Origin of the sequence: Streptomyces sp. NPDC096040, from assembly GCF_040303265.1 — a bacterium.
GTDB lineage: Bacteria > Actinomycetota > Actinomycetes > Streptomycetales > Streptomycetaceae > Streptomyces.
Map to the genome: position 1 here is coordinate 151,784 of NZ_JBEOTA010000009.1, position 23,771 is coordinate 175,554.

A 23,771-nucleotide genomic window follows, 5' to 3' on the forward strand; every position below is an offset into this window, starting at 1 on the left:
CTAGGTTCGTCGGTATGAGCGAAGACTCCCTGCGCCTGGTGACGGTCGAGCGCATCGGCACCGGCCGCTTCACCGCGACGAACGCACGCGGCGGCACGATCAGTTTCGGCACCGGTGACGGCACGGCATTCACCCCGGTGGAACTCCTGCTCGCCGCGATCGGTGGCTGCACCGCGGCCGACGTCGATCTCGCCACCAGCCGCCACGCGGAGCCGACCGCCTTCACCGTGACCGTCAGCGGCCAGAAGGTCGGCGACGAGACCGGCAACCGGATGACGGACCTCGCGGTCGGCTTCTCCGTCACCTTCCCGGACGGTGCGTCGGGCGATCGCGCCCGCGCCATCCTGCCCCGGGCGGTCGCCGTCTCCCACGACCGGCTGTGCACCGTCAGCCGCACGATCGAGGCCGGAACGCCCGTGACCGTCTCGGTCGAGGACGACTGATGTGAGTGGGCGGTGTGCCGGTCGTTCGTCATGTCCGGGGCGGCGAACCGGAGGTCAGGGTGCCGTGCTTAGGTGGGGAGGTGAATCGTTTCCCTCTCCTCGGCCGGGCCGCCCGATGAGCACCGCTGAGGCGTTCCCGGTCGGTGCCTCGACCACGCTCGCCGAACTCGCCCGAGACCCGCACCCGCGTCTGGCACGGCTGCGCGCCCATGAACCGGTCTCCTGGCTGCCCGAGTTGAACGGCTGGCTGGTCACCCGCCGCGACCTCGCTCTCGACGTGATGCGGGACTCCGCCACCTTCACCGTCGACGACCCGCGCTTCTCCACCGCCCAGGTCGTCGGGCCCAGCATGCTGTCCCTGGACGGTGCAGCACACACCCGCCACCGTGAGCCCTTCGCCGCTCCCTTCCGGCCCCGCGCGGTGTACGACGGCTTCGCCCCGTTCATCGAGCGGGAGACCGACCGCCTCATCACCGCACTGGAACCGTCGGGTGCCACCGAACTGCGCCGCGCCTTCGCCGGACCGCTCGCCGTCGCCGTCGTCACCGAGGCGCTCGGCTTGGTCGGGGCGACCACGGACACCGTGCTGGCCTGGTACGACGTGATCGTACGGTCCGTCTCGGACATCACCGAAGGACTGGAAGCAGGCTCGGCGGGTGCCGCCGCCTACGCAGAGCTGCGGGCCGCTGTCGAGGCCACGGTCGCCGACCGGCACGCGTCCTCGCTCCTCGTCTCCGCCGCCGGGCGGCTGGAGTCGCCCGAAGTGGCCTCCAACGCGGCGGTCCTGATGTTCGGCGGTATCGAGACCACCGAGGCGATGATCGTCAACGCGCTGCTCCACCTGCTCGGAGACCCGGGCCAACTCGCCCTGGTACAGGCCGATTCGAGCCTGCTGGACGGTGCGGTCGAGGAGTCGCTGCGCCTTGAGCCCGGTGCGGCGGTGGTGGACCGCTACGCCACCCGCGACATCGTCCTCGGCCCGGCCGCCATCCGGCGCGGTGACCTGGTCACCGTCTCCTTGACCGGCGCCAACCGTGACCCGGCGGTCTTCCCCGACCCGGACCGTTTCGACGTCCGCCGGGACAACGCCCGCCTCCAACTGGCCTTCGCTCACGGCCCGCACCACTGCCTCGCCGCGCACCTCGCCCGGCTGGAGACCCGTATCGCCCTCCAGCGCCTGCTCGAACGCCTCCCCGCGCTGCGCCTCGACCCGGAGCGGCCCGCCTCGCCGTACGGCCTGGTGTTCCGCAAGCCCCCCAGCCTGCATGTGCTGTGGTGACGGGCCCGCCTGACTTTCGAGGCCCCTCCGGCCTTAGTACACCGCCTCCAGGATCCCGAGGATCTGCTCCTCGGTCGGCTGCCGGGGCGCGTTTTTGGTGACCGCGTCCGCGAGGGCGCCCGCGGCGATGGGGCGCAGTAGGTGCGGGCTGACGCCGAGGTCGCGCAGCGGCTGCTTGATGCCGAGCGCGCCGGAGACCTCGCGGACGGCGTCGATCGCGGCGCGGGCCCAGTCGCCGTCGGCGGGCGGGGCGAGGCGCAGCGCGCGGGCCGTCTGCTCGTAGGCCTCCCCGGCCGCCGGGGCGCTGAACTCCAGGACCTCCTCCAGGACGGCGGCGAGCGCGACACCGTGCGGGGTGCCGGTGTGGGCGGTCAGCGCGTGCCCGATGCCGTGGACGAGACCGAGCCCGGAGATGGTCAGCGCCTGGCCCGCCAGATGGGCGCCCAGCATCAGCTGGGCACGGGCCTCCAGGTCCGAGCCGTCCCGGTGCGCGGCCGGCAGCCAGCGGCCGACCATGGCCACCGCCTGCGTCGCGTACGCCACCGAGACCGGGTGCCGATGGGCCTCGACCGCTTCGGCGTGGAGTTCGTGCTGCTCGTCGGTGCGGGGGTGCTCGCGGTCGGCGGCCTGGTCTCCCAGTTCCTCGCGCCGGAGACCACGGACCTGGACCTCGCGAAGGCGGCCCGCACCGCGCGCGGTCCGGTGAGCGGCTGACGTTCTCCCGACGCCGGGAAGGCCCCGCAGGCACGAACCTGCGGGGCCTCTCGGCTGTCTCAGACCGCCGCCAGGTCGAACTGCTCGGCATCGACACCGCCGCGCTAGACCGTCGGCGGCCCGGCCAAGGCCGTGAAGACCGGTGCGCCCGTGCTCGTCCTGGGCACGGTGGACAGCGCGACCATCACGGCGACCCAGGTCGTCGTGCAGCGCCACGGCGACGGCGGGATGGCGGCCGCCGAGGCGGCCGGGTAGATCCCCTTCCAGCGGGGGACCCCGTCACCGGACAAGTCGGTCGGACAGATCCGCAGCACCGGGAGTCCCTGGTGGCCCGCTCCGAAGCCCGCGTCACCACCGACCGCCCCGCCCGCTACGCCAAGCAGCTCGCCTCACACCTCGGCCGCCGCTCCCAGGCCAACTGGGACGAGGAGACCGGCACCGGCGGGATCGTCTTCCAGAACGGCGGCACCGGCACCCTCACCGCCACCGAGGGCGCCCTGCTGCTCACCGTGGAGACGGACCCCGAGAACCTCGACCTCCTGGAGGGCGTCGTCGGCCGCCATCTGGTCCGCTTCGGCAACCGCGACGAACTACTCGTCGAGTGGCACCGGGACAACGGCGAGCCGGGCACCACCCAGCGCGACTCCGAGGACCCCCTGCCGCACTGAACTTCTAGTCGAACTGGCTCGGCAGCGGTGCCGGGGTCTTGCCGGACAGGACGTCCTTGAGGCGCTGGGCGCCGTTCCGCACGGCCAGGGCGGTGCTGTCGTGGTCGACGCCGGACAGGCTGCCGTTGGTGACCGCCGCGCCGGAGGCGCCGATGCGCAGCACCGCCACATCCGTCGTGTAGGTGGCGGGCTGGCCCTCGGCGGTGCCCTTGACGGTCACCGTCAGGGCCTCGCGCGCGTCGCCCGACTTCGGCATCTGCGCCGATGCGACCTGCACCGTGCGCTTGCCGCCGTCTTTGCCGGTGGCCGTGAACTGGTTGCACTTCTCGGGCAGGGTCTTCAGCCAGGCCAGCGTGGCGTCCATGGAGGCCGAGCCGTAGTCGCCGACCTGGTACAGCATCCGGGCGTCCTCCGAGGTGAATCCGCTCAGCCCGGAGGCGCCGGTGGCGCGGCCGAGGAGGCTGTCGGAGTAGAGGCCGTCCAGGAGGCGCTGGCAGTCGGCGGCGTCGGACTTGGCGGTCAGGAAGTCGGCCACGTCGACCTTGCCGACCACCATCGTGTTGCGCCAGGTCGCCGCGTCGGTGGCCAGCTGCCAGTTGTCCTCGATGTCGGCCGCAGTGATCAGCGCGGCCTGCGCGCCCGCTCCGGTCAGGGCGGGGGTCGCCGACGCGGACGCGGGGGGGCGCTCCCCGGCTGGCGAGATGGATACGGCCTCGGGGCCGCCGCTCTCGTCCGTACAGGCCGCCGTGGCGAGCAGGGTCCCCGCCGCCAGGGCCGAGGCGAGAACACGCACGGGTCGGGACGGACGGATCATCGCGACTGCCTCCTCGGGAACGCGGTACGTCACTCCGCGGGGCAGCGGTGCTGCGTCACTCCGCGGACAACGGCGGTACGTCCCTCCACGCCACCATCCGGCACGGTCGCCGACCACCCGCGCGTGCCATCCGGGTGAGCGTCATGATCCGGGAGCCGTGATCCGCACCTTCCGGCTGCCGCAGCGCGGGCACACCGCGTCCGTGAGCGGCGACCGCACGGCCCGCCCGGCCTCGTCGACGTACTCCTGGGTGCTCTGCAGGTCCGGGTCGGCGATCGGGTCGGTGAAGAACACCGCCTGGAAGGTCGCCTCCCAGACCTCGCCACACCGCCCGCAGGTGAAGGCGAAGGTCTCGGGTACGGCGCCGGGTACGGGCCCGGGGCCGGGGGGTTCGCACATCGCATCCGGCTCCTGTCGCTCGGCCTGCGTCTCCAGCGGACAGCCGCTTGCCGCCGGCGGCAAACCGGGGCCGGGTGTCCCAGGCGTGGACGCCCCCTTGACGGCACGCGGAGGCCGATCGACACTCCAGATGGGAATCCTAGTGAAAAGGTAGGGAAAGATGGGTCGCCTGCGCACGGTCACCGGCAGACAGCGCCGCGGGAGCCGTACGCCCTTCTCCGCCCCGCTGCTCACCTCCCGCCTGCACATCGATCTGCTGCGCGTGTGCAGCGCCATCAGCCGCACCGGCTGAGCACCCGCTGCCGGCCGTACCCGCCGTATCAGCCGAGCGCCCGCCGGCGGCCGCACCCGCCGAGCGCCCGCCCACCGACGAACGCTTCCGCCGCGCGTACGTCCGCGCGCCGTATCCCGGGGAGACGCATGTCCATCACTCCGCTCGCCGCCCTTCCCTCCGCCCACCCCACGCCCGGCTTCAGGGGCCGCATCGGCCGGGACGCATCCAGCGGCCACTACGCCGTGCCGCGCCGCTACCGGCTCCACCTCGCCACCGCCTGTCCCGACGGCCTCCGCATCGCCGTCGGGCACAGCCTCCTCGGCCTGTACGACTGTTGTCCGGTCACCTACCTGCCCGCCGTCCCGGACTGTCCCGACGGCAGCCACACGGCGCTGCGCCCGCTTTACGAGGCCAGCGCCCACCGCTACTCGGGGCCGGCCCTCGCGCCCGTGCTCAGCGACGACTGGTCCGGCCGTATCGTCAGCACCCACAGCCGGCACATCCTGCGCGACCTGGACCGCCACTTCGGCGACGGTGCCGCCCGGCTGTACCCGTGCGGGGCCGAGGCCGAGATCGAGGAGGTCGAGCTGCTCTGTACGGAGGGCGTCGAGCAGGCCGCCCAGCGCGTCGGCAGCGCGGACGGCGACCCGGAGGCGCTGGACACGCTGCTCGCCACCCTGGGCGAACTGGAGCGCCGGCTGGCCGGGGCGGAGTTTCTGCTCGGCGAGCAACTCACCGCTGCCGACGTGGAGTTGTGGGTCGCCCTGGTGCAGCTGGACACCGTGCACCGCAACCACCTGGACGCCTCCGCCGTGCACCGCATCGCCGGCCACCCGGTGCTGTGGGCCTACGCCCGTCGGCTGGCCGCGCACCCGGCCTTCGGCGCCCACCTCGACCTCGACGGCATCACCCGCCGCCACCACGGCCATTGTCAGGGCCTGGAAGCCGCAGGCGCGGCCGTCCAGATCCTGGACTGGGCCGGCCATGCGGCGGACACCTCCCGCAGGTGAGAGCGGCCCGAACCGTTCCGTCATGCGGACAGGCGTTGACAGCCGTTCGGGCAACTGACTTACTTGCGGCACAGATTGGTCAAGAGCGTCAGCATCGAGCCCTGGCTTGCTGACCGGCAACCCTCGCATCGCGGTGGGGTGCCCCAGGTGACGACCCGACCGGATGACGACGTTCGGTAAGCGCGAGGCCCCCAGGGGCCGCCACAACAGCGACAGGTGACGGACATGTACGCAGCTTCCAGGACGGCCGAGGGCCGCACCCAGGACTGCGTACAGCCGTACCCGAGCCCGCTCGTCGCCGACCGCGCCGTCGACCTGCTCCGTGTCAACAGCGCCTTGTGTAGCCCGTGTACCGCACCGGGCTGTCCCCGCTGCCAGGTCTGACCAGGCCTTTCCGCCTCGCCCGCAGCGCGGCTCCCGCAGCCTCGCGTCCCAGCGTCCTCGACGAGACACCGGCCGCCCCGGTGTGCAGCCGTCCGCCCCGCCCCGTGTCCCGCGCGCCCCCGCGCACCCGTGCCGTGCCCGAACGCGGCCCGGTGCCGCGGCAACCGGCCGTGTGATCCGGGGTGTCCGACTCCGCCGGAGCCCATCATGAGTGAACCCCCAGGCGCCCTGTCCCTGGCCGAGGCGCCGTCGCCCACTGACGTACCGTCAAAGTCTGTCAAAAATCAGCGAGTTCAGCCTTTGCGCCGCCCCGGACGGTGGATCGCCACCGCCGTCGTCCTGGTGGTCGTCGCGCAGTTCGTCCACGGACTGACCGCCAACCCCTTCTACCAGTGGGACCGCTTCCGCTACTGGTTCCTGCGCCCCACCATCCTCGACGGACTCGTCGTCACCCTCGAAGTGGCCGCGCTCAGCGCCGTCCTCGGCCTGCTCGGCGGTATCGTGCTCGCCCTCGCCCGGCTCTCCGGCAGCCCCGTGCTGCGGGCGGTGAGCTGGACCTACACCTGGCTGTTCCGCTCGGTGCCGCTGATCGTCCTGCTGATCTTCCTCTACAACTTCTCCGCCCTCTACAGGACACTGAGCCTGGGCGTGCCCTTCGGCCCGTCCTTCGTCACCTTCGACGAGTCGAAGCTGGCCACCGACCTGGCGATCGCCGTGATCGGTCTCAGCCTCAACGAGGCGGCCTACGCGGCCGAGGTGGTGCGCGGCGGCATCCTCTCCGTCGACCAGGGCCAGCACGAGGCGGCCGCCGCGCTCGGCCTGCCCAAGGGCTACCAGTTCACCCGGATCGTCTTCCCGCAGGCCCTGCGCTCCATCGTGCCGAACTACGTCAACCAGCTCATCGGCCTGATCAAGAGCACGTCCCTGGTGTTCTACGTCTCGCTGCTCGACCTCTTCGGCTCGGTGCAGTCCATGGGCAGCACCTACCCCGGCGACATCGTGCCGCTGCTGCTCGTCGCCACCGTCTGGTACCTGATCCTGACCAGCGCCGTCTCCGTCGTCCAGTACTACGTCGAGCGGTACTTCGCCCGCGGCGCCACCCGCACGCTGCCGCCGACCCCCCTGCAGAGACTCCGCACCGGCCTGGCCGGCCTGCGGAAACGGGCACGCCGGGAGGCCGCCGTATGACCACCGCACCGGACATCGCCCCGGCCGCCCTGGAGATCCACGACGTCCACAAGTCGTACGGCCCCCACCACGTCCTCGACGGCATCGACCTGACCGTCCGCCCCGGCGAGGTCACCGTAGTCCTCGGCCCGTCCGGGTCCGGCAAGTCCACGCTGCTCCGGGTCGTCAACCACCTGGAGAAGCCCGAGTCCGGCTACGTCAGCGTCGGCGGCGAGCTGATCGGGGTCAAACGGCACGGCGACGGGCTCAAGGAGCTCAGCGAACGCGCCATCCTGGCCCAGCGCAGCCGGATCGGCTTCGTCTTCCAGAATTTCAACCTGTTCCCGCACCTGACGGTCCTCGACAATGTCGCGGCCGCCCCTGTCGCCACCGGAAAGCTGACCAGGCCCGAGGCCCAGCGGCTGGCCAAGGAACTCCTCGAACGGGTCGGCCTCGGCGAGCGCGTCGGCGCCTATCCACGGCAGCTGTCGGGCGGCCAGCAGCAGCGCGTCGCCATCGCCCGCGCCCTCGCGCTGCGCCCCGGCATCATCCTCTTCGACGAACCGACCTCCGCGCTCGACCCCGAGCTGGTCGGCGAAGTCCTCGCCGTCATCAAGGACCTGGCGTCCAGCGGCACCACCCTGGTGATCGTCACCCACGAGATCGGCTTCGCCCGTGAGGTCGCCGACCGGATCGTCTTCATCGACGCCGGAAGGATCGTCGAACAGGGCCCGCCCGCCGAGATCCTCGACAATCCGCGGCACGAACGGACCCGGGACTTCCTGCGCAAGGTCCTGTGAAGCAGACCCCTTTCACCTTTCACCGAAACACGAAGGACAGCCATGCCCACGCTCCTCTCCCGACGCAGCCTGATCCGCGGCCTCGCCTCGGCGACCGCCGTCGCGACCCTCGCCACCGGGCTCGCCGCCTGCGGGGGCGACAGCGACGCGGCCACCACGACCGGCAGCGCCAACAACGGCGAGGTCGTCATCGGACAGGTCTCCAACGGCGCCGCCCAGCAGACCACCGTGAAGGTCTCCGAGGTCAAGTCCATCAGCGCCGAACTGCCCGCCGCCGTCCGCAAGAGCGGCAGACTCGTCATGGGCGAGGGCGCCCTGCCCGCCGGATTCCCGCCGCTGGCCTACGTGGGCAGCGACCAGAAGACCCTCACCGGCTCCGAACCCGACCTCGGCCGCCTGGTCGCCGCGGTCCTCGGCCTCACCCCCCAGGTGAAGAACTTCACCTGGGAGAACATGTTCGTCGGCATCGACAGCGGCAAGGTGGACGTCGCCTTCTCCAACGTCACCGACACCGAGGAGCGCAAGAAGAAGTACGAGTTCGCCTCCTACCGGCAGGACAACCTCGCCTTCACCGTGCCGAAGAAGAGCACCTGGAACTTCGACGACAACTACGAGAACCTCGCCGGGAAGACCGTCTCCGTCAGCGCCGGCACCAACCAGGAGAAGATCCTCCTGGAGTGGAAGGCCAAGCTGGCCAAGGAGGGCAAGAACCTCACGGTCAAGTACTACCAGGACAGCAACAGCGTCTACCTGGCCCTCGCCAGTGGCAAGATCGACGCCTATCTCGGCCCCAACCCCGGCATCGCCTACCACAACCGCCAGGTCGCCGACACGCCCAACGCCACCCGCACCGCCGGCACCTACTCCGGCGCGGGCGGAAGCCTCCAGGGCCTGATCGCGGCCACCGCCAAGAAGGACAGCGGACTCGCCAAGCCGCTCGCCGACGCGATCAACCACCTGATCGAGAACGGCCAGTACGCCAAGTGGCTGGCCGCCTACAACCTCTCCAACGAGGCCGTCACCAGGTCCGAGGTCAACCCGCCGGGACTGCCGCTGGACAACTCCTGACGGCCGGTCAGAAGAGAACGTCACCATGACCTTCGAAGCAGCCGACGGTGTCCTCGACAACGCCGTCCGGTCCGCCCTCGCCGGTCCGCACGCACACCTCGCCGAACGCTGCGGCCGGGCCGCCCGCTACCCCGAGGACGTCTACGCCTGCGCCGCCCTCGCCGATCCCGCCGATCCGGACGCCTGGGCCGACCCGCACACGCTCGTCGGCCCCGGAACCACCGTACGGATCAAGCCCGTCAAGGGGGCGCCGCCCGGCTGGGAGGTGGTCGGCGGCGGGGCGGGCGTCCAGTTCGTCGACACCGGACTGCGGGCCGAGCCGGACCCCGAGGCGGTCCGGCTCGGCGCGCACGACGTGCCCGAGATGTTGGACCTGGTGGCCCGCACCGAGCGTGGCCCGTTCCGCAAGCGGACCGTGGAGATGGGCGCCTGTCTCGGCATCCGACACAGGGGGAGACTGATCGCGATGGCGGGTGAGCGGCTGCGGCTGCCCGGGTGGACGGAGATCAGCGCGGTCTGCACCGACCCCGGGCACCGCGGCCGGGGCCTGGCGACCCGTCTGGTGCGCGCGGTCGCCGTCGGCATCCGGGAGCGCGGTGACACCCCGTTCCTGCATGCCGCCCCGGGCAACGCCACGGCGATCCGGCTGTACGAGTCCATCGGCCTCACCGAGCGCCTGCGCACCCGCATCCTGCTGGTGCGCAGCCCGGGAACATCCCCGAAGGCCGGGGCGTTGTGAGGGTTGACGAGATGTGTGAGGCGCCGCCACAGGGCGCCTTGAAAGGGGAGGTGACGGCCGTGACGCGGATATGCCACGCCGTGCATCTCCACTCCCGGCCTCACATCGACCTACAGCGCGTGGCCGGCGCGCTCTGTTGCTCCTGACCCGTTTTCGCTGAAGCCGCACCCGCTTCTGGGTGGGTGGCGTGCGCCCTCGTACGGATCTCCAGGAAGGCACCCTCGTGTCCTCAGCACCCCTTTCTCCCCTGCATCTCGCCGTCGCTCTCGACGGCACCGGCTGGCACCCCGCCTCCTGGCGGGAGCCGGTCGCCCGCCCCCGTGAGCTGCTCACCGCCGGATACTGGGCCGGTCTGGTCGCCGAGGCCGAGCGCGGTCTCCTCGACTTCGTCACCATCGAGGACGGCCTCGGCCCGCAGTCCTCCCGGCCCCTGGAGCCGGACGAGCGCACCGACCAGGTGCGCGGCCGGCTGGACGCCGTGCTCGTCGCCTCCCGGATCGCGCCCCTCACCCACCGCATAGGTCTCGTCCCGACGGTGGTGGCCACCCATACAGAGCCGTTCCACATCTCCAAGGCGATCGCCACCCTGGACTACGTCAGCACCGGCCGCGCCGGACTGCGGGTGCAGATCACCGCCCGGCCCAGCGAGGCCGCCCACTTCGGCCGCCGCACGATCCCGCCCGTCGAGCACTACGAGAGCCCGGTCGTGACCGAGCTCTTCGACGAGGCCGCCGACTACGTCGAGGTCGTGCGCCGGCTCTGGGACAGCTGGGAGGACGACGCCGAGATCCGGGACGCGGCCACGGGGCGTTTCATCGACCGCGAGAAGCTGCACTACATCGACTTCGAAGGCCGCCACTTCAGCGTGAAGGGCCCCTCCATCACCCCGCGCCCGCCGCAGGGCCAGCCCCTGGTCACCGCCCTGGGCCATGGCACCGTCCCCTACCGGCTGGTGGCCCGCCAGGCCGACATCGGCTATGTCACCCCGCACGACACCGGCCAGGCCCGCGCGATCGTCGCCGAGATCCGCGCCGAGCAGGTCGCGGCCGGCCGCTCCGGCGAGCCGCTGCACGTCTTCGGTGACCTGGTGGTCTTCCTCGACGACACCGAGGACCGGGCGGTGGCACGCCGGGAGCGGCTGGACGAGCTCGCGGGCGAGCCGTACACCAGCGACGCCCGGATCTTCGCCGGTACGGCCGACCGGCTCGCCGATCTCCTTGAGGAGTTCGCGGGGGAGGGGCTGACCGGATTCCGGCTGCGGCCCGCCGTCCTCGGTCACGACCTGCCGCGCATCACCGATGACCTGGTGCCCGAGCTCCAGCGCCGCGGCCGCTTCCGGACCGCCTACGAGGCCGACACCCTGCGCGGCCTGCTCGGGCTCGCCCGCCCCGCCAACCGCTATGCCGCCGCCTGAGCCGGACCGGAAGGGACCCACGACATGAGCAAGCCGCTGAAGCAGATCCATCTGGCCGCGCACTTCCCGGGCGTCAACAACACCACCGTGTGGAGCGACCCGGCGGCCGGCAGCCATATCGAGTTCAGCTCCTTCGCACACTTCGCCAAGACCGCCGAGCGCGCCAAGTTCGACTTCCTGTTCCTCGCCGAGGGCCTGCGGCTGCGCGAACAGGGCGGAAAAATATACGATCTGGACGTCGTCGGCCGCCCCGACACCTTCACGGTGCTGGCTGCGCTCGCCGCCGTCACCGACCGCCTGGGACTGACCGGCACCATCAACTCCACGTTCAACGAGCCCTACGAGGTGGCCCGCCAGTTCGCCAGCCTCGACCACCTCTCCGGCGGCCGGGCCGCCTGGAACGTGGTCACCTCCTGGGACGCCTTCACCGGCGAGAACTTCCGGCGTGGCGGCTTCCTGCCGCAGGACGAGCGCTACTCCCGCGCCAAGGAGTTCCTCGCCACCGCGCACGAGCTCTTCGACTCCTGGCAGGGCGACGAGATCCTCGCCGACCAGACCACCGGCACCTTCCTGCGCGACGCCAAGGCCGGCTCCTTCGTCCACCAGGGTCCGCAGTTCGACATCCACGGGCAGTTCAACGTGCCGCGCTCCCCACAGGGCCGCCCGGTGATCTTCCAGGCCGGCGACTCCGACGAGGGCCGCGAGTTCGCCGCCGCCGGCGCCGACGCGATCTTCAGCCGGTACGCCACCCTCGAAGGCGGCCAGGCCTTCTACACGGACGTGAAGTCCCGCCTCGCCAAGTACGGCCGACGGCCCGACCAACTGCTGATCCTGCCCGCCGCCAGCTTCGTCCTCGGCGACACCGACGAGGAGGCGGTGGAGCTGGCCCGCGAGGTGCGCAGGCAGCAGGTCAGCGGGGCCACGGCCATCAAGCACCTGGAGTTCGTCTGGAACCGGGCCCTGTCGTCGTACGACCCGGAGGGCCCGCTGCCCGAGATCGACCCGGACGTCAGCTCGGAGCACATCTCGCGGGGCCGGGCGCAGGTGCGGATGTACCGCGACCCGCTCGCCATCGCCCGGGAGTGGCGGGAGCTGGCCGCCGCCAACGGCTGGTCGATCCGTGACCTGGTGATCGAGACCGGCAACCGGCAGAACTTCATCGGCGCCCCGGCCACCGTCGCCCGCACCATCAGCGAGTACGTCCAGGCGGACGCCAGCGACGGGTTCATCCTCGTCCCGCACATCACCCCGGGCGGCCTCGACGTCTTCGCCGACAAGGTCGTCCCGCTGCTCCAGGAACAGGGCGTCTTCCGCACCGACTACGAGGGCCCCACCCTGCGCGACCACCTCGGCCTCGCGCATCCGGACGAGCCGCGGAGCGAACGGGCGGCGTCGTGAGGTTCCTCGCGATCACCCTGATCGTGCACCGGCCGGATCCGGTCACGGGCGTCCGGAGGCGACCCACGACCGGTTCCGGGAGGTCCTCGACAACGCCGTGCTCGCCGAGGAGCTGGGCTTCGACGGGTTCGGGGTGGGGGAGCGGCACGAGCGCCCGTTCCTCTCCTCCGCGCCGACGGACCTGGGCACCCGTCCTCCACGCTGCCGAGGAGCCCGCGCATGTCTGAGATCCCGCCCGAGGAGTTCGGCTGCACCCGGTAGCGGGCGGAGGAGAGGCGGCGGCCACTGCCGCTGACTGGGCGGCGGTGAAGGGGGGCACGGGTGTACGGGTATGGCCGCGGCACGTATCCCTCCCCCGAAGGCTACGTGCCGCGACCGCTTCCCCCGGTGCCGGACAGTGGTCCGGCCTCCGCGTCACGGCTGTGCCGGTGTCACCAGCACATGACCGCGGTCTCCCCCGACCCCCACGTGGAATGGAGACGGACGCGGACGAAGTAGCGCCGGCCCTTGACGAGCCGGACCCTGATCCCGGTGTTGTGCGGGGTGCCCCCGTCGTCGTGGCCGGCGAGGTAGCGCGGTTCCCCTTCGCGCTCCTCGAAGACCACGACGACGGAGTCGCTCTCTCCGAAGGTGCCCACGCTGTACACGCGGGTCTCCGGCGGCTCCACGGCGAAGTCCGCCTGCTCGCCGGGGCCGAGGCCCAGCGGCGCCGAGCGGAACGGCACCAGCACGACCGGGGCTTCGGCGGGCGGGTACCAGCGGAGCACGAACTCCTTGTCCGCCGGGGACAGCGAGCCCGGCGGGTACAGACCGTTGTGGTGCTGCTCCGGCTCCAGGATCAGCCCCGGACCCAGGGGGAACTGCATCACGGACTGCGGGTCCCACACCGAGCCGTTGGCCTCGGCCGGGTCCAGCTTCCGCAAGATGTTGAAGTCCGTCTTGTCCCGGCTCCAGTGGTTCGGCGGGCCGGCGAGGTCGGTGTAGACCGCCTCGTCGTCCCAGTGGACCCCGGCGAACGGGCTCTGGTGCTCGTGCCGCATCCCGAGCGCGTGCCCGATCTCGTGCAGGGCCGTCCAGCGCCCGCCGGGCTCGGTCAGATCCCAGCCGAGGTTCATGGTGCGCTCGCCCGCGCCCACCGAGAGCGCGTCCCGGCCGACCGCCGACCAGGCCCCGTCGCCCAGTTGGAAGCCGATCCGCAGCTCGGCCTCGCACCGGTCGGAGACCTCGGCGAACGTCACCCCGATGCCGAGGTCCCGCCACTCCCGGAAGCACTCGCGCACCACGTCCCGCTGCTCCTTGGCACCGGCCCACGGCACCCGGCGGGTCTCCCCGGTCCCCGGGACCGGGATCACCGAGGCGTCGGTGTCGGCGTCGAAGAAGTAGTAGTGCAGGGCTGTGCCGTTGACCCACATCCGCCGCCCGCCGACCAGCGCGCTCAGCCGCTCGGCGGCCAGCCCCGGAGCGAACGCCGGGACCGACTGCCGCGGAAGCGAGCAGTAGCGTCGGGTCATGCGCCCAGACTGCCGTTCCCCCGGGCCGGGCGCCTGAGTCGGGGGCTACTCAAGTCCCCCTGTATCAGAGCTGAGTAACGCGACTCATACTCGTGTGACGAGTTACGAACAGGACGCGCGAACCCTCGAACCGCCCTGGCCGTTCACCGGCCGGGAGGACGAACTGGAGCTGGTCAGGCGGTCGCTGGGCATCGGCAGGCAGGGTGTCGTGGTCACCGGACCGGCCGGCGGCGGCAAAACCCGGCTGATCACGGAAGCTGTGCGGGGCATCGACTGCGCCCGCGTGACCGGCACCCCCGAGACCTCCACCCTCCCGTTCGCGGCGTTCGCGCCCCTGCTCCCCGGCCACACCTCGCTGCCCGGCGCGATCCAGCACCTCTCCGGTGTACGGCTCCTGGTCGTCGACGACGCCCATCTCCTCGACGAGGCCTCGGCGGCCCTTGTCCACCAGCTCGCCGTGCACGGCCGCACCCGGCTCGTGGTGGCCGCCGCCGACCCGGGACCCCTGCCCGGCGCGGTCTCCCGGCTGTGGACCGGGGAACTCCTCACCCACCTCGCCCTGGAGCCGCTGCCTTACGACGAGACGGCCCACCTGCTCGCCGGCGGCGGACTGGAACCGCTCACCGTGCGCCGGCTGCACCGGGTGTGCCGGGGCGATCTGCGGTTGCTGCGGGACCTGCTGGGCGCCCTGCGCGAGTCGGGTGCGCTGACCCGGGTGCCGGACACCGGGGAGTGGGCCTGGCGCGGCCCGCTGCCGCTCACCGCGACCGTACTGGACCGGATCGCGCCCCTCCTCGACCGGCCGGACCCCGGTGAGCGCGACACCCTGGAACGCCTCGCCTTCGCCGAGCCCCTGCCGCCGCACCTCGACGACGGCCTCGACCTCGGGATCCTCGAACGGCTGGAGACGGACGGCCTGATCCATGTCGACGACCGGGGCGCCGTCCGCCTCGCTCACCCGCTGCACGCACCCGCGCTGCGGGCCCGCGCGGGCCGGCTCCGGGCCCGCCGCCTGGCCCGCACCCCGAGCCAGTGCGAGCCCGCCCTGAAGGACGAGCAAGAGCAACTCGCCACCTGTGTTGACCAGTTGGACGTACGGGAGGTGCCGGCCCCGGTGGGGGAGTGGCTGGCGGCGGGAGGCCTGCCCGTACCGGCCGGGTACGCGGCCGTGCGTGCCCGGTACTCGCGGCTTCGGGGGGAGCTGCGAGAGGCGGCGGCGTGGGCGAGGGAGGGACTGCGGGCGACGCCGGGCGACGCCTCCTGCCGTACCGAACTCGCCTGCGCCGCCGCCGAGTCGGGGAAAGCTGCCGTAGTGCGCGGGGACGGGGGTCTCGCGCACTACGGCGCAGTACGGCTGGGGGAGCCGGTGGGGGCCGCCGGGCGGCTGGACGGCGTCCTTGCCCAACATGCGGAGGCCCTCGCCCGCGGCGACGGGCCCGCCCTGGACAGCGCCGCCGAGGCGCTGGCCGCCCGCGGTCTGCTGCTGTTCGCGGCGGAGGCCCACGCCCAGGCCGTCCGCGCGCACCGGGACCCGCGCGCCGCCCGGATGTCCCGCACCCGCGCCGTCGCCCTCGCCCGGCGCTGCCAGGGCGCCCGCACCCCGGCCCTGTCCGGCCTGGTCCTCGGTGAACTCACCGCCCGGCAGCGCCAGATCGTCACGCTGGCCGCGACAGGCCTCAGCAACCGCCAGATCGCCGAACGGCTGACCCTCTCCGTACGGACGGTGGGCAACCACCTCTACAGCGCGTACACGCGACTGGGGGCCAGCGACCGGTCGGCGCTGCCGTGGCTGGTGGAGCAGCCCGAGGAGAAGTCGGCGTGAGCGCTCCGCTAGGGGTGCAGTGCGGGGCTGTCTTTTGGGTGCGGCGCCGTTGTGGCTGGTCGCGCAGTTCCCCGCGCCACTGGCGGGGCGCTCAGGCCGCCCCGAAGGCCGCGAACGCCCACCCTGTGGCCTGGTGGACCGCGTCGCCCGGCAGGGCGGCCCGGGCGTCCCGCAGCGCCTCCGCCAGCGACAGACCGGCGCCCAGGCCCTTGTGTAGGGCCAGCATCAGCGGGACCACGGCCGCGTCGTTGACGGGCGCGCTGCTCGCCACCACTCCGGCCGTACCCAGCGGCAGCAACGCCGTGACGAGGCCGAGTAGTTCGTCGGCGCCGACCGAGGCGAGGCGCGCGGTGTCGCAGCTGGAGAGGATGATCCGGTAGGGGCTGCGGGCGAGGCGCTCGAAGTCATGGACGATCAGCGGGCCGTCGGCCATGCGCAGCGAGGAGAAGAGCGGACTGTCGGCGCGGAAGGTGCCGTGGGCCGCGATGTGTGCCAGCGCCGCCCCGTCCAACTCGTCCAGGACGCGAGGCACTTGGGCTTCCGCGTGCTCAAGGATCCGCGCCGTCGCGTACTGGGCCGCCACCTCGGGCACCTCCGCGCCCCCGGTCGCCAGTCCCGGCCCGCGGACCAGCACATGGCGGCCGCCCGGCGGCGGCTCGGTCTCCCGGGCCCGCAGCCAGCTCACCGCCGACGGCGACACGCTGAGCACCCGCTCCCGCAGGGAGGGCAGCAGGGCCCACGGCACCCGGTGCAGCGCCCCCGGCGGGACGATCACCACCGGTCCGGAGCCGAGATGATCAGCCGCCGTGCCCAGCAACAGCTCCTCCAGCCGCCGCCCGGCGGCCTCCACCACCGCGAGCCGTCCCTCCGCGCCCGGATGCGCGAGCCGCCGCAGCCCGGCCTGGACGTGCTCCGCCTCGGCGACCGCCTCCGCCAGCAGGCCGCCCTCGAAGCGCCGTACCCGGCCCTGTCCGCACAGCAGGATGTGCACCCGCCCGTCCATGACGGCGAGTTCGGCCAGTCGGGCGTCACCGAGCCGGTCGAGGAGCCGGGCCGGGTCGAAGCGGTCGCCCTCGCCGGGGGCGTCGCCGCGGATGTGGTGGGTGCGGGAGCGGATCTCCCGTTCCCGGCGGCGCTGTTCGCGCTCCAGGGCGGGCACCGGGCGGCCCTGCCTGCGGGCGTCCTCCGCACGGGACGCGATCTCACGGAACGCGGTGAGCGAGGTGAGCAGGGCCGGGTCGGCGGGCGGCCGGGTCGGGGGAGTGGAGAGCACCGTGGCCCGCCAGCGTTCGCTCCACTCCAGCAGCCGGCGCGGGCCGCCGTGCGCGAGGCTCGCCTGCTGGGCAAGCGCGGCCAGCTCCGCGCCCTGCGCGGTGGCCCGGGCCCGCAACTCCGAGGCGCCCAGGGTCATCCGGTGGTCGTCGAGGACGTCGAGGCCGCGCCGGCAGGCCTCAAGAACGCCCCGCCGTGAACCGGCCGCCCGGGCGCGCAGCGCCTGGGCCGCCCAGCCGGTCATCCGGGCCAGCGGCGGTCCGCCGTGTCTGCTGCGCGCGGCCACCGCGAGATGCCGTTCCGCGTCCGCCGTCCAGCCCAGCGCCAGCGCGATCCGCCCCGCGAGCAGCGAGGCCTCCGGCGCGGCCGGCGCCCCGAACGACGCCAGCTTCTCGGCGACCGCCGCCGTGTCCTGCACCAGCCGCCCCGACGCGGCCCCGCACGCCACCCGCGCCTCGATCAGCACGAGCCGCGCATGCGTCTCCCACCAGGTCCGCCTTTGCCCCGCGAACAGCCGTACGGCGACGGCCGCGCGGGCGATGGCGGTCTGCGCGTCACCCGCCGAACGCGCGGCCCGGGCGGCGGCCAGAAGCAACTCGGCCTTCCGGGTGGACTGCCCGCCCAGCCGGTCCAGAGCCGCGATCGCCGCATCGGCCTCGGCCAGCGCCTCGGGGGCGAGACCGGCCGCCATCAGCACCTCGCAGCGCCGGATGTACAGCATGAACGTAGGCGTGCCCAGCTCGGCGTACCGCTCCTCGGCCTCCGCCAGCAGCCGCAGCGCCGCCGGGATGTCGCCCGACCGGAACGCGGCCAGGCCCCGGCTCTCCACCGCGTCCGCCTTGTCGTGCTCCTGGCCCGTCGTCTCCCACAGCCGCTCCGCCGCCGTGAAGTCCGCGTCCGCCCGGTCCACCGCGCCAAGGGCCAGATGCACCGTGGCCCGCAGCGTCAGTGCCCGGGCCGTCCAGATGACGTCATCGGCCTGCCGCAGCACCGGTATCGCACGCCGTACGTCCTCCAGGGCTTCCCGGTGCCGGCCCAGCACCCACCAGACGTACGCCCGCCGGTACAGCACCTGCGCCCGGTTGTGGCCGCTTCCCAGGGCGACTCCCCGCTCGAAGGCGGCCAGCCCCTGCCGGGTGCGTCCCGCGTGCACCAGGGCGACGCCCAAGGTGGCGAGGACGTCCGCCTCCCGCTCGGGGGAGTCCGCGCGTGCCGCGCAGTCCCGGGCGCGCCGCAGATGGTCCAGGGCGACGCCGAGGTCCCCGAAGTCCCGCTGCCAGATGCCGATGACCTGGTGGGCGACGGACGCGTCCAGCGGCGAGGGATCGGACTGGAGGACCCGCTCCGCCCGCGCCAGGGCCTCGCCGGGGGCGGCGAACACCATCGGCAGCAGTTCCGTTACCGATTCGCTTCGCGCAGTCACCCCTCGGATGGTAGTGGCCTGGGCATACATGCCCCACTGGTTTGGCGCTGTATCAGACGGCGGGCGCGAGACTCTGACTGAAGAACGCCGTTTACGGGGGAGGACGACAGGCCATGGCACCTCGACGATTCCACGAGCAGTTCGACCAGATCCAGCGCTCCATGCCGGACGTTCCACTGGCGATGGGGCCGGACGACTCCGCCGAGTTCTTCTACGAGAAGGGGGTCGTCCTCGCCCGCGACGGCGAAGAGGCACGGGCTGTCGAGGACACCGTGCGCGCCCACTTCACCGCGACCACCGGCCTGGTCGCCGACCACGTGCGCCGGGCGGGCCCGGAGACCAACCGCACCGGGATCACCCGCATCCAGGTCGGCGACCCGAACCACGGCGACCGCACCGGCGACCGCGCCGTCAGCCACGCGCTGCGCGCCCTGCGGGAGGCGGAGGGCCGCACCGGCCGCCGCCTGGTCAGCCGTAACCACGTCGTGTCCACCACGGTCAACGCCTGCAACCCCTGTGAGCCGCTGCCCGCGCTGCTCACCCAGACACCCAACCCGCAGCCGGTGGAGGGCACTTACGACCCCGACACGGCCGTCGGCGTCCTCGTGGTCGACACCGGTCTGGTGCACGACTACCGCACCTACCCGCTCCTCGACCGTGTCCAGGGAGATCCGCAACTGGTTGAGACCGACGCCGACGGAATCCTCCAGCAGTACGTCGGCCACGGCACGTTCATCGCCGGACTCGTCGCCGCCCTCGCCCCCAACACCGACATCACCGTCACCAACACCCTCAACGACGCGGGCGCCGTCCTGGAGTCCGAGTTCGGCGCCAAGCTCTTCGAGGCAGTCGACCGGCACGGCTGGCCGGATGTCATCAGCCTCTCCGCCGGCACCCCGAACGGCAGCACCGACGGACTGCTCGGCGTCGAGAGCTTCATGCAGGCCCTGCGCGACCAGCCCGGCACCCTGCTCGTCGCCGCCGCCGGCAACAACGGCAGCGCCACCCCGTTCTGGCCCGCCGCCTACGCCGACCTGCCCGGCTACGAGAACGCCGTCCTCTCGGTCGGCGCGCTGCGCAGCGACGGCGAGTACGGCGCCTGCTTCACCAACCACGGCGGCTGGGTCAAGGTCTACGCCCCGGGCGAGCAACTCACCAGCTCCCTGGCCGGCTTCGACGCGCCGGTGCCGTACGTGTACCAGCACACCACCTACGAGGCCTGCCGTTTCGGCTTCACCTACGCCTGCACCTGCCAGTACCCGCGCCACACCGGCGTGTTGACCGACACCGGGACCACCGGCCCCGGCAAACCGGACCAAGTGATGTTCGAAGGGTTCGCACAGTGGAGCGGAACGTCGTTCGCCACCCCCATCGCCGCCGGCCTCGTCGCCGCCCGGATGACGGCGCACAAGGAGTCCGACGCGCGCGCCGCGCGCACCCGGCTCCTGGAGAGCATCACGGACTACGCCGAGGTGCGCGGGGCCCATGTAGCGGCGCTCCGCCCGGCGAGCTGGCAGCCGGTCCCGGTCGTACGGCCGGCTCCCGCGGTCTGAGTTCCGGAACACTCCCGTCCACGGCGTACGATGACTTGCCGTACACGAGGGGTGGGACCGTGGACCGAGCAGAGGTCGGCGCGCTGGTCCAGTCCGCCGTCGACGGCGACGCGGCGGCCTGGAAGGCGCTCGTGGAAGGGCTGAGCCCGCTGGTGTGGTCCGTGGTGCGCGCGCATCGGCTCTCCGACGCCGACGGGCACGAGGTGTACCAGACCGTGTGGTTCCGCTTCGCCCAGCACCTGGGCCGCATCCGGGAGCCCGACAAGGCGGGCTCCTGGCTGGCCAGTACGGCACGCAACGAGTGCCTGAAGGTGATCCGTGGGCTGACCCGGCTGCTGCCGACCGACGACCCACAGGTCCTGGACCGGGTCAGCGATGACCGCACGCCCGAACAGTCCCTGATCGACGCGGAGGACCAGGCGGACCAGGCCGAGCGGATCCGTCTGCTGTGGCAGGAGTTCGAGGAACTCGGCGCCCGGTGCAGGCAGTTGCTGCGCGTCCTGATGGCCTCGCCGCCGCCCAGCTATGTCGAGGTGTCCGTGGCGCTGGGCATCGCGGTGGGCAGCATCGGCCCGCTGCGCCAGCGCTGTCTGCGCCGGTTGCGGGCCCGGCTCGACGCGAGGGGAGCGGTATGAGCGACGACGGGTTCCCGGTGGAGGAGGACCTGGGTGGCACCGAGTTCGACGCGGACCTCCTGGAGGAGGAACTGCGCCAGGCGGCCGCCGTCCTCGACCCGCTCCCGGCCGGGCTGCTCCAACTGGCCGTGGAAGCCTATGCGTTGCACGACCTGGACGCCCGGGTCGCCGAGCTGACCTTCGACTCCCTGGTCGACGCCATCCCCGTCAGGGGAGCGGAGGACCCGCCCCGGATGCTGACCTTCCAGGCGGGCGAACTCACCGTGGACGTCGAGGTCACCGGCGACGGGCTGCTCGGCCAGGTGCTGCCCCCGCAGTCGGCGCGTATCGAGGTGCTCGGCGGCACGGCTGCGGCGCGCTCGCTCACGGCCGACGGCATGGGCCGCTTCGCCAGTGACACCCCGCCCGCCGGACCGTTCGCGCTCCGGCTGCGGACCGACGGGGACGTGATCGTCACGGAGTGGCTTCGGGCCTGAGTCCGGCTCCGTCCCACCAGGCGACGGGCAGGGTCCGCGGCCCCCGGATCATCGTCCTGCGGCGCCACTCCACGTCCTCGGGCGGTAGCGCGAGCCGCAGCCCCGGCAGCCGGTCGAGGAGGGTGCCGACCAGCAGCTCGGTCTGCAGCCGGGCGAGGACCGCGCCGGTGCAGTAGTGCGGGCCGTTGCCGAAGGCGAGATGCGGGTTGGGCTCGCGGTCGGGGACGATACGGTCCGGGCCGGGGAAGACGGCCGGGTCGCGGTTGGCGGCGAGATAGGAGACGTACACCGGATCGCCGGCCGCGATCCGGGTGCCGTCGCCCAGCTCGACGTCCTCCAGGGCGATCCGGGCGAGCCCGACCGTGCTGCGGTGCGGGATCCAGCGCAGCAGCTCGTCAAGGACCGGCCCGCGCCCCACCGCCGGATCCCGCAGCCGCGCCAGCAGCTCCGGCCGGGTGAGCATCAGGTACAGCATCTGCCCGCAGTTGTGGGTGACCGCCTCGCCGCCGATCTGCAGCGGACCGGCCAGCCCGACGGCCTCCTCCTCGGCGATCTCGCCCCGGGCCACCGCGCCCCCGAGCAGCGCGTAGACATCGTCGCCCGGGCTGCCGGCCCGCGCGCGTACCGTCTCGGTGATCCAGCCGTACAGCCCCTGCTTGGCCCGGTCGGCGGCCTCGGCGCCGCCGGAGGTGGAGATGATCTGCCGGGTCCAGGCGTGCACCCGCTCCCGGTCCGCGTCCGGCACCCCCATCACCTCGCTGACCACGGCGATCGGGAACGGCTCAAGGACCCGCCCGATCAGATCGGCGGGCGGCCCGTCCCGTACGACGCCGTCGACCAGTTCGTCGAGGATCTCCTGTGCCCGGGGCCGCAGCCGCTTCATCGCGCCGACCGTGAAGGCACCGGCGATCGGCTTGCGCAGCCGGTTGTGGTCGGGCTGGTCGGCCCAGGCCAGCGAGCCCGGACGGGGCTGGAAATGCGGGGCGAGCCGGGTCACCTGGCGCCGGGTGACCTCGGTACGGCTGAACCGCGGGTCGTTGGTGACGGTCCTGACGTCCTCGTACCGGGTGGCGAGCCACGCCCAGCCCTCGCCGAACGGCAACCGGATCCGCGTCACCGGGCCTTCCCGCATCAGGGCGGCGAGGACCGGGTCGAACTCCGTCCCCTCCAGATCGAGCGCCGGCCAGTCCCGTACCGGCGGCGCCACCGGGCAGACGGGCGGGAGCCGCTCCGTCGTGGTGGGCGGCGCCAACTCCGTCGTCGTGAGCTCGGCCGGCTCCGTGGTCGTGGGCCCGGTCATCTCCGTGGTCATGCCTCCACGGTCGTACGGTCCTCACCACGTGTCCTGCGGGAATGCTCCAGCCGGAGGGTCAGCGGCCGACGGAGTCCACGAGCGCGGCGAGGGCGGCGGCGAGCCGGTCCGCTCCCGGCCCCGCCGGACCGCCCGGCTCCGTCATGTAGAGGTCCCGCCGGATCTCGATCATCAGAGCGCCGACCCGCGCGTCCGACCCGTAGAACTCCAGCGGCACATAGGCCCCGCCGAACGGGCTGTCCAGCCCCGTCTCCCCGCACCCCGCGAAGGCCTCGCGCGCCGCCTCCGTCAGCTCGGCCGGGGTGTGGAAGCCGTCCGTGCCCAGACACACCGGCGGCCGCGGACCCGCCCCGTGCAGCTCATAGGGCAGGGCCCGGCTCGGATAGGAGTGCACATCGATCACCACGGCCCGCCCGGTCGCGGCCAGCCGCCCGGCGACGGCCTCCGTCATCGCCCGGGCGTACGGCCGGAAGTACCGCTCGATCAACGGCCCGGGATCGAACGGCTCGTCCCGCAGCACAGCCCGATGCGTGGTCCGCGTGTACACGGCCCCCATCCCGACGGCGAGCATCTCCTCCCGCTCGTCCGGAAACCGCTCCGGATCCACCACCAGCCGCGACAGCCGGTTGACGAACCGCCAGGGGGTCACCCCGGCCAACCCCGCGGCGGCTGCCGCGATGTCCGCCGTATGCGCGTCCGTGATGTGGTCCAACTCCCGCTCCAGCGCGACATCGTCGAGCGCGATGTCCGTGCGCACGCCGGCCGGGACCGCCCGCGCGGAGTGCGGCACATGCAGGATCACGGGCGACTCACCGGCGCCGGGCAGGAGTTCGTACGACGGCTGGGACACGGGCGGCTCCCGGGGTTGTCAGTGGCAGGGTGCAGGATCAAGGTGCCACACCGAGGACCGACGAAGGTGGGGGCAACGGTATGTCGGTCAGCGATCCCCGACCGGACCCACGCGGCCACGGAGGAGTTCAACGCCCTGGAAGCGGAGTTCGAGGCGGCCGGCAGCGAGATCGAGACCGTGGCTCGCGAGGAGACAGGCGGCGACTTCTGGGTCATCGCCCAGGCCTACGGCTTCGAGGACGCGCATCCCGAGGAGCTGATCGAGACCCGCGAGTGGTGAGCCCTCGGTCCGGCACCAGCGGGGCCGCCCCGGGCGTCGCGCACCGACGCCCGCCGCGTTGCCGTTC

26 protein-coding genes, 1 pseudogene and 1 riboswitch are annotated in these 23,771 nt (G+C 72.8%); of the genes and pseudogenes, 20 read left to right on the forward strand and 7 right to left on the reverse strand.

Translation table 11 applies throughout. The features are described from left to right. Positions 1-14: 14 nt before the first annotated feature. Both ABTY98_RS14360 and ABTY98_RS14365 read left to right on the forward strand, forming a co-directional pair. On the forward strand, positions 15-443 hold the full coding sequence (locus ABTY98_RS14360) for an OsmC family protein (protein ID WP_352221192.1): 429 nt from the start codon (positions 15-17) through the stop codon (positions 441-443). 115 nt (positions 444-558) lie between these two features. After that, entirely contained in the window at positions 559-1,722 is a 1,164-nt protein-coding gene (locus tag ABTY98_RS14365; RefSeq protein ID WP_352221193.1) for a cytochrome P450, read from the forward strand. Positions 1,723-1,755: 33 nt separating this feature from the next. Here the strand turns inward: ABTY98_RS14365 and ABTY98_RS14370 are convergent, their stop codons facing one another. Further along, a complete protein-coding gene (locus tag ABTY98_RS14370) occupies positions 1,756-2,265 on the reverse strand; it encodes an iron-containing alcohol dehydrogenase (RefSeq protein WP_352221194.1) in 510 nt (169 codons plus the stop codon). Positions 2,266-2,280: 15 nt separating this feature from the next. Here ABTY98_RS14370 and ABTY98_RS14375 point away from each other — a divergent pair, with 15 nt between their 5' ends. The 3 genes from ABTY98_RS14375 (at position 2,281) to ABTY98_RS14385 (ending at position 3,104) form a co-directional block, all read left to right on the forward strand. Next, a complete protein-coding gene (locus ABTY98_RS14375) occupies positions 2,281-2,436 on the forward strand; it encodes a hypothetical protein (protein ID WP_352221195.1) in 156 nt (51 codons plus the stop codon). A gap of 132 nt (positions 2,437-2,568) precedes the next feature. Further along, complete coding sequence (locus tag ABTY98_RS14380) at positions 2,569-2,691, forward strand: hypothetical protein (protein ID WP_352221196.1); 123 nt, start codon at positions 2,569-2,571, stop codon at positions 2,689-2,691. Between the two features lie 71 nt (positions 2,692-2,762). Beyond that, the gene (locus ABTY98_RS14385) at positions 2,763-3,104 is read left to right on the forward strand and encodes a DUF2218 domain-containing protein (RefSeq protein ID WP_352221198.1); all 342 of its coding nucleotides are present in this window, start codon (positions 2,763-2,765) and stop codon (positions 3,102-3,104) included. Positions 3,105-3,108: 4 nt separating this feature from the next. Here ABTY98_RS14385 and ABTY98_RS14390 read toward each other — a convergent pair whose 3' ends face one another. Together ABTY98_RS14390 and ABTY98_RS14395 are read right to left on the reverse strand one after the other, a co-directional pair. Further along, positions 3,109-3,918: a hypothetical protein gene (locus ABTY98_RS14390; RefSeq protein ID WP_352221199.1), complete on the reverse strand. Its 810-nt coding sequence runs from the start codon at positions 3,916-3,918 to the stop codon at positions 3,109-3,111. Positions 3,919-4,059: 141 nt separating this feature from the next. Continuing rightward, the gene (locus ABTY98_RS14395; RefSeq protein WP_352221200.1) at positions 4,060-4,317 is read right to left on the reverse strand and encodes a hypothetical protein; all 258 of its coding nucleotides are present in this window, start codon (positions 4,315-4,317) and stop codon (positions 4,060-4,062) included. A gap of 160 nt (positions 4,318-4,477) precedes the next feature. Between ABTY98_RS14395 and ABTY98_RS14400 the strand changes: the two genes are divergently transcribed. The 10 genes and pseudogenes from ABTY98_RS14400 to ABTY98_RS14445 all read left to right on the forward strand — a co-directional run. Further along, positions 4,478-4,609, forward strand: coding sequence for a putative leader peptide (locus ABTY98_RS14400; protein ID WP_352221201.1), 132 nt, complete (start codon positions 4,478-4,480; stop codon positions 4,607-4,609). Positions 4,610-4,737: 128 nt separating this feature from the next. Next, on the forward strand, positions 4,738-5,601 hold the full coding sequence (locus tag ABTY98_RS14405) for a glutathione S-transferase C-terminal domain-containing protein (protein ID WP_352221202.1): 864 nt from the start codon (positions 4,738-4,740) through the stop codon (positions 5,599-5,601). A gap of 77 nt (positions 5,602-5,678) precedes the next feature. Next, positions 5,679-5,790: riboswitch (SAM riboswitch) on the forward strand. A gap of 402 nt (positions 5,791-6,192) precedes the next feature. Continuing rightward, positions 6,193-7,173, forward strand: a complete 981-nt coding sequence (locus tag ABTY98_RS14410) for an amino acid ABC transporter permease (RefSeq protein ID WP_352221203.1) — start codon at positions 6,193-6,195, stop codon at positions 7,171-7,173. Beyond that, complete coding sequence (locus tag ABTY98_RS14415; protein ID WP_352221204.1) at positions 7,170-7,952, forward strand: amino acid ABC transporter ATP-binding protein; 783 nt, start codon at positions 7,170-7,172, stop codon at positions 7,950-7,952. The genes ABTY98_RS14410 and ABTY98_RS14415 overlap by 4 nt, the downstream gene beginning before the upstream one ends. Before the next feature lie 42 nt (positions 7,953-7,994). Beyond that, positions 7,995-9,020: an ABC transporter substrate-binding protein gene (locus ABTY98_RS14420; RefSeq protein WP_352221205.1), complete on the forward strand. Its 1,026-nt coding sequence runs from the start codon at positions 7,995-7,997 to the stop codon at positions 9,018-9,020. A gap of 25 nt (positions 9,021-9,045) precedes the next feature. Next, positions 9,046-9,759 (forward strand): GNAT family N-acetyltransferase, encoded by a 714-nt coding sequence (locus ABTY98_RS14425; protein ID WP_352221206.1) that lies wholly within the window; start codon positions 9,046-9,048, stop codon positions 9,757-9,759. 11 nt (positions 9,760-9,770) lie between these two features. Next, positions 9,771-9,905, forward strand: coding sequence for a putative leader peptide (locus ABTY98_RS14430; protein WP_352221328.1), 135 nt, complete (start codon positions 9,771-9,773; stop codon positions 9,903-9,905). A 77-nt stretch (positions 9,906-9,982) separates the two neighbouring features. Then, positions 9,983-11,173, forward strand: a complete 1,191-nt coding sequence (locus tag ABTY98_RS14435; RefSeq protein ID WP_352221207.1) for an LLM class flavin-dependent oxidoreductase — start codon at positions 9,983-9,985, stop codon at positions 11,171-11,173. A gap of 24 nt (positions 11,174-11,197) precedes the next feature. Further along, positions 11,198-12,571, forward strand: a complete 1,374-nt coding sequence (locus ABTY98_RS14440; RefSeq protein WP_352221208.1) for an NtaA/DmoA family FMN-dependent monooxygenase — start codon at positions 11,198-11,200, stop codon at positions 12,569-12,571. Further along, a pseudogene (locus tag ABTY98_RS14445) lies at positions 12,568-12,749 on the forward strand (LLM class flavin-dependent oxidoreductase); the annotation flags it as partial. The gene ABTY98_RS14440 and the pseudogene ABTY98_RS14445, both read left to right, overlap by 4 nt. A 253-nt stretch (positions 12,750-13,002) precedes the next feature. Here the strand turns inward: ABTY98_RS14445 and absR1 are convergent. Then, complete coding sequence (absR1, locus tag ABTY98_RS14450) at positions 13,003-14,082, reverse strand: beta-glucuronidase AbsR1 (RefSeq protein ID WP_352221209.1); 1,080 nt, start codon at positions 14,080-14,082, stop codon at positions 13,003-13,005. A gap of 94 nt (positions 14,083-14,176) precedes the next feature. Here absR1 and ABTY98_RS14455 point away from each other — a divergent pair, with 94 nt between their 5' ends. Further along, positions 14,177-15,904 (forward strand): LuxR family transcriptional regulator AbsR2, encoded by a 1,728-nt coding sequence (locus ABTY98_RS14455; protein ID WP_352221210.1) that lies wholly within the window; start codon positions 14,177-14,179, stop codon positions 15,902-15,904. Between the two features lie 91 nt (positions 15,905-15,995). Here the strand turns inward: ABTY98_RS14455 and ABTY98_RS14460 are convergent, their stop codons facing one another. Further along, the gene (locus ABTY98_RS14460) at positions 15,996-18,599 is read right to left on the reverse strand and encodes a CHAT domain-containing protein (RefSeq protein ID WP_352221211.1); all 2,604 of its coding nucleotides are present in this window, start codon (positions 18,597-18,599) and stop codon (positions 15,996-15,998) included. 113 nt (positions 18,600-18,712) lie between these two features. On the opposite strand from ABTY98_RS14460, the gene ABTY98_RS14465 reads away from it, so the two are divergent. Genes ABTY98_RS14465 through ABTY98_RS14475 form a run of 3 tightly spaced genes read left to right on the forward strand, consistent with a single transcriptional unit; the run spans position 18,713 to position 21,263 of the window. After that, positions 18,713-20,152 carry a S8/S53 family peptidase gene (locus tag ABTY98_RS14465; protein ID WP_352221212.1) on the forward strand — a complete coding sequence of 480 codons (1,440 nt, stop codon included), beginning with the start codon at positions 18,713-18,715 and terminating at the stop codon, positions 20,150-20,152. Between the two features lie 35 nt (positions 20,153-20,187). Then, entirely contained in the window at positions 20,188-20,787 is a 600-nt protein-coding gene (locus tag ABTY98_RS14470; protein ID WP_502994219.1) for an RNA polymerase sigma factor, read from the forward strand. Further along, complete coding sequence (locus tag ABTY98_RS14475; RefSeq protein ID WP_352221213.1) at positions 20,784-21,263, forward strand: hypothetical protein; 480 nt, start codon at positions 20,784-20,786, stop codon at positions 21,261-21,263. The genes ABTY98_RS14470 and ABTY98_RS14475 overlap by 4 nt, the downstream gene beginning before the upstream one ends. On the opposite strand, the gene ABTY98_RS14480 is transcribed toward ABTY98_RS14475, so the two are convergent. Together ABTY98_RS14480 and ABTY98_RS14485 are read right to left on the reverse strand one after the other, a co-directional pair. Further along, a complete protein-coding gene (locus ABTY98_RS14480) occupies positions 21,241-22,575 on the reverse strand; it encodes a cytochrome P450 (protein WP_352221214.1) in 1,335 nt (444 codons plus the stop codon). The genes ABTY98_RS14475 and ABTY98_RS14480 overlap by 23 nt on opposite strands. Positions 22,576-22,633: 58 nt before the next feature. Further along, positions 22,634-23,425, reverse strand: coding sequence for an N-formylglutamate amidohydrolase (locus ABTY98_RS14485; protein WP_352221215.1), 792 nt, complete (start codon positions 23,423-23,425; stop codon positions 22,634-22,636). On the opposite strand from ABTY98_RS14485, the gene ABTY98_RS42285 reads away from it, so the two are divergent. Further along, complete coding sequence (locus ABTY98_RS42285) at positions 23,366-23,704, forward strand: DUF5713 family protein (protein WP_502994221.1); 339 nt, start codon at positions 23,366-23,368, stop codon at positions 23,702-23,704. The genes ABTY98_RS14485 and ABTY98_RS42285 overlap by 60 nt on opposite strands. Positions 23,705-23,771 lie beyond the last annotated feature (67 nt).

Excerpts from the sequence above, each read along its gene's own strand:
- ABTY98_RS14360 (WP_352221192.1), top strand. The coding sequence starts at position 15 with ATGAGCGAAGACTCCCTGCGCCTGGTGACGGTCGAGCGCATCGGCACC.
- ABTY98_RS14365 (WP_352221193.1), top strand. The coding sequence starts at position 559 with ATGAGCACCGCTGAGGCGTTCCCGGTCGGTGCCTCGACCACGCTCGCC.
- ABTY98_RS14375 (WP_352221195.1), top strand. The coding sequence starts at position 2,281 with ATGGGCCTCGACCGCTTCGGCGTGGAGTTCGTGCTGCTCGTCGGTGCG.
- ABTY98_RS14390 (WP_352221199.1), bottom strand. The coding sequence starts at position 3,918 with ATGATCCGTCCGTCCCGACCCGTGCGTGTTCTCGCCTCGGCCCTGGCG.
- ABTY98_RS14395 (WP_352221200.1), bottom strand. The coding sequence starts at position 4,317 with ATGTGCGAACCCCCCGGCCCCGGGCCCGTACCCGGCGCCGTACCCGAG.
- ABTY98_RS14400 (WP_352221201.1), top strand. The coding sequence starts at position 4,478 with ATGGGTCGCCTGCGCACGGTCACCGGCAGACAGCGCCGCGGGAGCCGT.
- ABTY98_RS14405 (WP_352221202.1), top strand. The coding sequence starts at position 4,738 with ATGTCCATCACTCCGCTCGCCGCCCTTCCCTCCGCCCACCCCACGCCC.
- ABTY98_RS14410 (WP_352221203.1), top strand. The coding sequence starts at position 6,193 with ATGAGTGAACCCCCAGGCGCCCTGTCCCTGGCCGAGGCGCCGTCGCCC.
- ABTY98_RS14415 (WP_352221204.1), top strand. The coding sequence starts at position 7,170 with ATGACCACCGCACCGGACATCGCCCCGGCCGCCCTGGAGATCCACGAC.
- ABTY98_RS14420 (WP_352221205.1), top strand. The coding sequence starts at position 7,995 with ATGCCCACGCTCCTCTCCCGACGCAGCCTGATCCGCGGCCTCGCCTCG.
- ABTY98_RS14425 (WP_352221206.1), top strand. The coding sequence starts at position 9,046 with ATGACCTTCGAAGCAGCCGACGGTGTCCTCGACAACGCCGTCCGGTCC.
- ABTY98_RS14430 (WP_352221328.1), top strand. The coding sequence starts at position 9,771 with ATGTGTGAGGCGCCGCCACAGGGCGCCTTGAAAGGGGAGGTGACGGCC.
- ABTY98_RS14440 (WP_352221208.1), top strand. The coding sequence starts at position 11,198 with ATGAGCAAGCCGCTGAAGCAGATCCATCTGGCCGCGCACTTCCCGGGC.
- absR1 (WP_352221209.1), bottom strand. The coding sequence starts at position 14,082 with ATGACCCGACGCTACTGCTCGCTTCCGCGGCAGTCGGTCCCGGCGTTC.
- ABTY98_RS14465 (WP_352221212.1), top strand. The coding sequence starts at position 18,713 with ATGGCACCTCGACGATTCCACGAGCAGTTCGACCAGATCCAGCGCTCC.
- ABTY98_RS14475 (WP_352221213.1), top strand. The coding sequence starts at position 20,784 with ATGAGCGACGACGGGTTCCCGGTGGAGGAGGACCTGGGTGGCACCGAG.
- ABTY98_RS14480 (WP_352221214.1), bottom strand. The coding sequence starts at position 22,575 with ATGACCACGGAGATGACCGGGCCCACGACCACGGAGCCGGCCGAGCTC.
- ABTY98_RS42285 (WP_502994221.1), top strand. The coding sequence starts at position 23,366 with ATGCAGGATCACGGGCGACTCACCGGCGCCGGGCAGGAGTTCGTACGA.